Source organism: Verrucomicrobiota bacterium (assembly GCA_034440155.1).
In the GTDB taxonomy this organism is placed as follows: domain Bacteria; phylum Verrucomicrobiota; class Verrucomicrobiia; order JAWXBN01; family JAWXBN01; genus JAWXBN01.
On record JAWXBN010000024.1, the window covers coordinates 45,245 to 52,281 of the forward strand.

The 7,037-nt window shown below is 49.6% G+C and carries 4 protein-coding genes; 1 reads left to right on the forward strand and 3 read right to left on the reverse strand.

All coding sequences use genetic code 11. The annotated features are described in order from the left end of the window. Nucleotides 1-139: 139 nt before the first annotated feature. On the reverse strand, nt 140-2,944 hold the full coding sequence (locus SGI98_02535) for a phosphoenolpyruvate carboxylase (GenBank protein ID MDZ4742281.1): 2,805 nt from the start codon (nt 2,942-2,944) through the stop codon (nt 140-142). A 138-nt stretch (nt 2,945-3,082) separates the two neighbouring features. Here SGI98_02535 and SGI98_02540 point away from each other — a divergent pair, with 138 nt between their 5' ends. Beyond that, complete coding sequence (locus SGI98_02540) at nt 3,083-4,141, forward strand: 3-deoxy-7-phosphoheptulonate synthase (GenBank protein MDZ4742282.1); 1,059 nt, start codon at nt 3,083-3,085, stop codon at nt 4,139-4,141. 187 nt (nt 4,142-4,328) lie between these two features. Here the strand turns inward: SGI98_02540 and SGI98_02545 are convergent, their stop codons facing one another. Both SGI98_02545 and clpX read right to left on the reverse strand, forming a co-directional pair. Continuing rightward, on the reverse strand, nt 4,329-5,720 hold the full coding sequence (locus SGI98_02545; GenBank protein ID MDZ4742283.1) for a hemolysin family protein: 1,392 nt from the start codon (nt 5,718-5,720) through the stop codon (nt 4,329-4,331). A 305-nt stretch (nt 5,721-6,025) separates the two neighbouring features. Further along, on the reverse strand, nt 6,026-7,037 hold a 1,012-nt coding region (gene clpX, locus SGI98_02550), incomplete at its 5' end, for an ATP-dependent Clp protease ATP-binding subunit ClpX (GenBank protein ID MDZ4742284.1).

Below are 7,037 nucleotides of genomic sequence, written 5' to 3' on the forward strand. Positions count from 1 at the left end.
CTTCGTGGTGATTTTCCTCTTCCCATCGGACACGCTCCTTTCCGTGTAGATCGTTTCATCCGGCTTCGCCGGGAGTAGAGCACGAGGAACACTTCTCGATCCCCCCCGCCCGCTCTCGCCTTGATCTTTGGTGCCAGCCTTAACCCGTGGTGCGTAGTCCGCTTGCGATAGCATTAACTGAGAGCAGGAGCTCGGGGAGCATGATCTCAGCCTCATCCTCGATCCCATCAGCGAGCAATTTGCGCCAGGCCTGGAGGAGACCGACTTGCTGGAGATGGAGGACACGGAGGGGTTCCGCCCGCAGCTGGAGTGTCTTCCAGAATCTCGGACGTCGTTCCTCGATGGGTTTACCGAAAATCTTTACGATATATTTTTGTGACCGTAGGTATTCCTCCTCGATCATCGGGAAAATCGATTGGTGAACCTTTGGATCATTGACCAGCCCGGAATAAATCTTCATAAACCCGAGATCAGCACTGGCGAGATTCGTCTCCACATTCACGAGCACATACTTCAGGAAAGCCCAAGACTTTAATGCATCGACCAGCTCAGAAAATGATCCAGGCGAATCTTTTTCCAGTCGCTCCAAGGCCGTCCCGATCCCGTACCAACCCGGGAGATAAAACCTCGCTTGGGTCCAACTAAAAACCCAGGGAATCGCCCGTAAATCCTGTAGTGTCTTTTTACCCGTCCGGCGCGCGGGGCGGGAACCGATCCGGCTGGCCTCCAGAACGTCGATCGGGGTGGCTTCACGGTAGAAATCGATAAAGTCAGGGGCTTCCAAAAGCTCCCGGTATGCCGTCCGGCTGCTATGGGCGATTTGCTCAAAAACCTTCGCCGCAGGGGGGTCTTTGATATCTAGATGATGTTGGGCGGTGGAAACCCCCGTCGTCCCAGCCAAAAGAACCTCTAAATTATAAGTCGCTGTGATGAAATTTGAAAATTTTTGCCCGATTGCCTCGCCTTGTTCGGTCAGGCGCAAATCAAACTGCAAAGTATCATCCGGTAACGCCTCCAAGAAACGGCTGGTCGGGCCTCCCCCACGGCTGATGGTATTTCCTCGTCCATGGAAATACTCGATTCGAAATCCTTTTTCCAGGCCGACACGGCTAATGGCCGCTTGCGCCTGATTCAAGGCCCATTGACTGGAAAGAATCCCGCTATCTTTATTACTATCGCTATAACCCACCATGACCTGTTGGAGCGGATATTTGCTCTGGCTACCGGAGATTTGGCTATGCTGGTATTTAAGAGTCCTCCGTGTCACCGGGTGCTCGAGGAAATCAGTCAGGAGGGATTCACCCAGCTCCAGATCCTTGATTGTCTCCAGAAGGGGTACCACAGGCATGAGGCAACGGAATCCATCCCCATCCCATTTCATCAGGCCACCTTCACGCGCAAGAATATATACCACCAGGAGATCGGATAATTTGCGTGTCATGCTGATAATGAGCGAACCCACCCCTTCTATTCCATAATTCTGGATATGCTGGGCCATCACGCGGTAACAATCCAGCACGGCATCAGCCTCATCCCCCGCCTTCTGACCATTAAAAATAAAGGGGCGTTTGGACTTTAACTCGGAATTTAGGAATTCCAACCGCTCTTCCTCGGGCCAATCAGCAAAATCCTGCCCCTTGAGACCCGCCGCCACCATGAGTTGGCTCAAGGCCTGATCATGAAAATCACTATTCTGCCGGATATCCAGCCTCGCGAGGTAGAACCCAAAGACATCCAAGTGCCTCACGAGCGGCAGCACCTCGGAGACGGCCAGATTTTTAGCGCCCACCTCGATTAATGAGTCAGCCAATACATCCAAATCAGCCTTTATTTCCCGAGGATAACGATAATAACGCGCCCCCTCAACAAGCTCCGTATCATCATGGTGATGGGCATGGAGCAAAGGAATCTTCTCCTTCATCATCAGGGCAAATTGTTTCCAGGGTTCATCCGGGTAAAGCTTGATAATCCTGTCGCCGAGCCCACCAATCTGGTCGTGTAACCGGGAAATCGCCTGCATTAAGGGCAGAGGCCTTTTCTGGACGAGATCCGAAAGGGTTAGACACGAAGCAAATTTGCCTAGGATTCTCTCCAGTACAATAAAAGCATTTAACCTTAAGTCCCGGAGGGTGTCTTGGGTGACTTTTGCTGTTACCAGTGCATGCCCGTCGCGGTCTCCCCCGATCCATGTTCCAAATTTTAATTTCGGATAATTTTCCGGTGATTGAAAAATACGGGCATCAAACCCAGCATCTTTCCAGGCATAAATCAGGCGTTCATCCAAAAGCCCGAGGACATTTGGGAATACCTCGCGCAAATAGTGCATGGCATAACGGCGTTCCGAAGCGACATCGGGTTTCGCCACGAGTATCTCGCCTGTACGCCAGAGGCGTTCGAGCACGATTTTCACGTCCTGTCGGATCGACTCCTGTTCCGCTGGAGTCCACATCCGGTTTTCTCTTTTCACCATCAAAAGGTACAGAGCCCGGTGCTGTTCCAGCACGGTAGAACGTTTAGCTTCCGTGGGATGGGCGGTGAGAACTGGTTCGACAGACGTCTGACGAATCCCTTCAGCAATTTGCGCTTCCGTAAAACCCCGTTTTTTAAGGCGGGCAATATGATTCGCCCATAAGCCGGATTCACTGGCCAAACCGAGCACACTTTCACGCTGTCGCCGGATCTGGGCGGAGGCATTTTCCTCGACCATATTAAGAATCTGGAAAAAGATGGAATAAATCTGTCCCAGCCGTTTCGGCAATCTACCGATTTGATCCGGAGTGTACCGGTTAGGCTTCTGGTCCGGATAAGGAATGTGTTCTGCCAACTCGCTGTCCTCGATTTCGACCATCACTTCTTTGAGACATTGTAGGAGGAAATCCAAATCACGGCTGATTTTATCAAAGCCGCTGGACAGATAATTATTTTCTTCAGGGGTATTTAGCATTAAATAAAAGCCTTCTTAAAGCTCCGCTAAAAAAGCATGCATCCCGCTCTCTGACAAGGGGTTTTTTTGATTTTTTCATCCTTTTCCATGACATAAAGAAGCATTGATTTAATCATCTTAATCTATTAGGGTTAAAAAATGTCTCTCGCAGAAATTTCTAAACCCGAAATACGGAATATTCATAATGTCAGAGTGCGTTCGATCGAAAAGGTCTCCGCACCCGAAACCCTCGCCCGTGAAATCCCTCTGACTGAAAAATGCCTTGCGACAGTCACTGAGGGCCGCGAAACAATCGCCCGGATCATGCATAAGGAAGCCCCCCGGCTGCTGGTTATTATCGGGCCTTGCTCCATCCATGATGTTAAAAGTGCCCTCGAGTATGCCGGACACTTGAGTAAACTCCGCAATCAAGTCGCTCTCAAAGCCGAAATCGTCATGCGCGTTTATTTTGAAAAGCCCCGGACCACCACCGGCTGGAAAGGGCTGATTAATGATCCTGACCTCGATGACTCATGTAATATTGAAAAAGGCCTGCGCACTGCACGCAAATTGCTCAAAGACATTACCGAAATGGGTTTGCCCGTCGCGACAGAATTCCTTGATTCCATCAGCCCGCAATACCTAGGCGATTTTGTCAGCTGGGCGGCTATCGGTGCCCGCACGACTGAAAGCCAGTCCCACCGTGAAATGGCCAGCGGACTATCGATGCCGGTTGGTTATAAAAATAGCACGGATGGCTCCCTACAGGTCGCCCTTGATGCCATGAAAGCCTCCCTCCAACCCCACAGTTTCCTCGGAGTGAATGATCAAGGGCTCATTAGCCTGATCCGCACAAAGGGTAATGAACTCACCCACCCGATCCTGCGCGGGGGCTCACGTGGAGAAAATTACGCACCAGAGCACGTTCAAGAAACAAAAGCCAAACTTAAAAAGCTCGGCCTTCCTGAAGCGATCATGATTGATTGCAGCCACGGGAACTCGAATAAACTGCCTGAACGCCAGGAACTCGTCTGGAAATCCATCCTCGACCAGAGGGCTGCGGGGGAATCCTCCATCATCGGAGCCATGCTCGAGAGCAATTTGCACCACGGAAACCAATCGATCCCGAAAAATCTCAACGACCTGCAATACGGTGTCTCCATCACGGATGCCTGTATCTCTTGGGAAAAGACCGAGGAACTCTTTTCGTCCATGTAATCAATACCCCGCCGAGCTCGATTTCCTCCTCTAAAAGGGATATGGGTCTATCTATCCTATAGTGCACGGAGGCATGTCCCGGGGACACGAAGCCACAGTCTTGGCTTGCGGACTCCCAAATAAATCCGCGTTAATCTGTGCCCATCTGTGGTTGAAAATAAACCGTCTCTTCTCTCTTCGGCTCTTGTTACCCGTGTATTGTCAGCGACTCTTCTTTTTGCGTAGGCTCGGACTTGGGCATTTTGAGGAAGTGGGCGGACAGGACACGTTTGCCATCGGTCTTTTTGACAGTGCAGAGATAAGGGCCTACCTTCACCTGCTCTCCGACACGAGGCAAATGACCTAGCTCCATGGTGATATATCCTCCCAAAGTGGAGACGACCTCGGTTTCCAGCTTGGCCCCGGTTAATTCCTCAAAGTCATGGATGGGAGCCATCCCTTCAATCTCGAACTCATCTTCCGAAGTTTGTTTAATCTGGGGTTCCTCCTGGTCGAATTCATCTTGGATATCCCCGACTAATTCCTCCAAGACATCTTCCAAAGTCACAATACCCACAGTCGCCCCAAATTCATCCACCACCACAAAAAGATGGGTTTTACGTGACTGGAATCGGGATAAGAGTCTCTCCAAGGACATCATCTCGGGCACAAAATCGATCTCCCTCTTGATTAATTCAATATTGGCTTTTTCCGCAAAATCATCCCAGAGGATGATTAACTCTTTAAAAAGAATCAGGCCCTCGATCTGGTCAAAGGTTCCTCTGACCAGAGGTAAACGTGAATGTTGAGCCTGCTTGGCCGCCACTAAATTATCCTCTATCGACTTTTCAAGGTTGAGGAAAGTCACCTTTGAACGCGGGATCATAATGTCACGCACGACACGCTCCTTAAATTCCAGTGCCCGGGTCGCCAAATCTTTACCTAATGAACTCACCTCCTCGGTCTTGCTCGATGCATTCAGGATAATCCTGAGTTCTTCCGCAGAATGCGCCAGCCCCCCCTCGGCAGCGGGTTCGATCCCCACTTTCCTGAGGAAAAAATTTGCGGTACCATTCAGGAAAATAATAAATGGCTTAAAAACAATATAAAACAAGTGAAGGGGATAAGCTACAAAAAGGGTCACTTCCTGTGATTTCTGGAGAGCCAATGACTTCGGGGCGAGTTCACCAAATACAATGTGTAAAAAGGTGATAATCGTAAAGGCGATCGCAAAAGATAAACCGTGAATCAAATGGCCCTCATGGATCGTCAGTGTGAGAAACTGGATACTCTCATCTCCATGTAATCCAAAGTATTCGAATATCGGAGCCAGCTGCGCCGCAATGAGGGGTTCCCCCACCCATCCCAAAGCCAGACTGGTCATCGTGATCCCGAGCTGTGTAGCGGAAAGATACGCATCTAAGTGATGCACCAAATGACGGGCAAAGGCCGCTGTCTTGTTTCCTTTTTTCGTCAGGTCATCTAGCTGCGTGCTCCGGACCTTGACGAGGGCGAACTCAGCAGCCACAAAAAACCCGTTCAAGAGTACAAGAAACAGGATAAAAAAAACTTTAAATGAGAATATGATGAATGCGTCCATACTTACTTTTCAGCGATTAACGGCGATACGATGACAGATTTCCCAGATAATCCAAGTATCTTCACCCCCGTATCAATTCTCCACCAAAAAAATCATTGATAATTTGCGGCCTCGTGAAAAACTTTCTCTTCCCCATTAAAATAAAAGATTAAAGCACCTATTCCCTGATGTCCTTTGAATGCATCCAGCGGCTCCCCCCCCCCTTTGGACATTTTAGTAATCATCAGTCAGAACCATAGTTTAGTCTGGACACATGAACCGCGGAAGATATAAACACCTCTTTTCACAAGGGAATCCACCTCCTACTACGCAGCATCTTTGGCTTCTTTTTTGCGGATAATCGGGAGTTTCTTGCCTTCGACGACAGCCCGATTGATCGTGACTTCGGCCACATCTTCACGGGAAGGTATCTCGTACATCAGGTCAAGCATCATCCGTTCGATTTCAGAACGTAGGGCGCGGGCGCCGGTTCCTTTTTTCAGCGCAATTTGCGCAAGGGCACGGATGGCGTCTTTGGTCAGAGTCAGAGCGACACCTTCCATGGCAAAAAGCTTTGAAAACTGTTTCGTCAGGGCATTTTTCGGTTCGGTCAATATCGAAACTAAATCCTCCTCGGTCAAAGGAGCCAATGCCGCACTGACGGGCAAACGCCCGATGAATTCCGGAATCATTCCAAAGGACATGAGATCTTCAGGCTCTACCTGTAAAAGCAATGCTGAGTCTTGGACTTCGGCAGATACCTCTTTTTTGTCGCCAAACCCGATAGTGGTATTCCCCACACGACGTTTAATAATCTTATCCAACCCCACAAATGCTCCCCCGCAGATAAAAAGAATATTCTCTGTATTCACCTGGATATACTCTTGATGGGGATGTTTACGTCCACCTTGCGGCGGGACATTACAGGTCGTTCCTTCAAGCATCTTCAGCAGAGCCTGCTGGACACCTTCCCCGGAAACATCACGAGTAATCGATGCGCTATCGGATTTGCGCCCGATTTTATCGATTTCATCGATGTAAATAACACCCATCTCGGCCCGTTTCACATCGTAATCAGAGGCTTGGAGCAGACGCAGGATGATATTCTCGACATCTTCCCCGACATACCCCGCCTCGGTTAATGTCGTCGCATCTGCGATACAGAAAGGGACATCGAGGATTTTGGCCATAGTCCGGGCTAGCAAAGTCTTTCCTGAGCCGGTCGGTCCGATTAAAAGAATATTACTTTTCTCGATCTCCACATCCGCATGGGCCGCCCAATCAGTTTCTTCTTGGCCGGGAGTCGTCAGATCCTGCTTATGGACCACTCTTTTATAA

What these genes read in the sequence shown, in the direction of transcription:
- SGI98_02535 (MDZ4742281.1), bottom strand. Translation starts at nt 2,944, where the DNA reads ATGCTAAATACCCCTGAAGAAAATAATTATCTGTCCAGCGGCTTTGAT.
- SGI98_02545 (MDZ4742283.1), bottom strand. Translation starts at nt 5,720, where the DNA reads ATGGACGCATTCATCATATTCTCATTTAAAGTTTTTTTTATCCTGTTT.
- SGI98_02540 (MDZ4742282.1), top strand. Translation starts at nt 3,083, where the DNA reads ATGTCTCTCGCAGAAATTTCTAAACCCGAAATACGGAATATTCATAAT.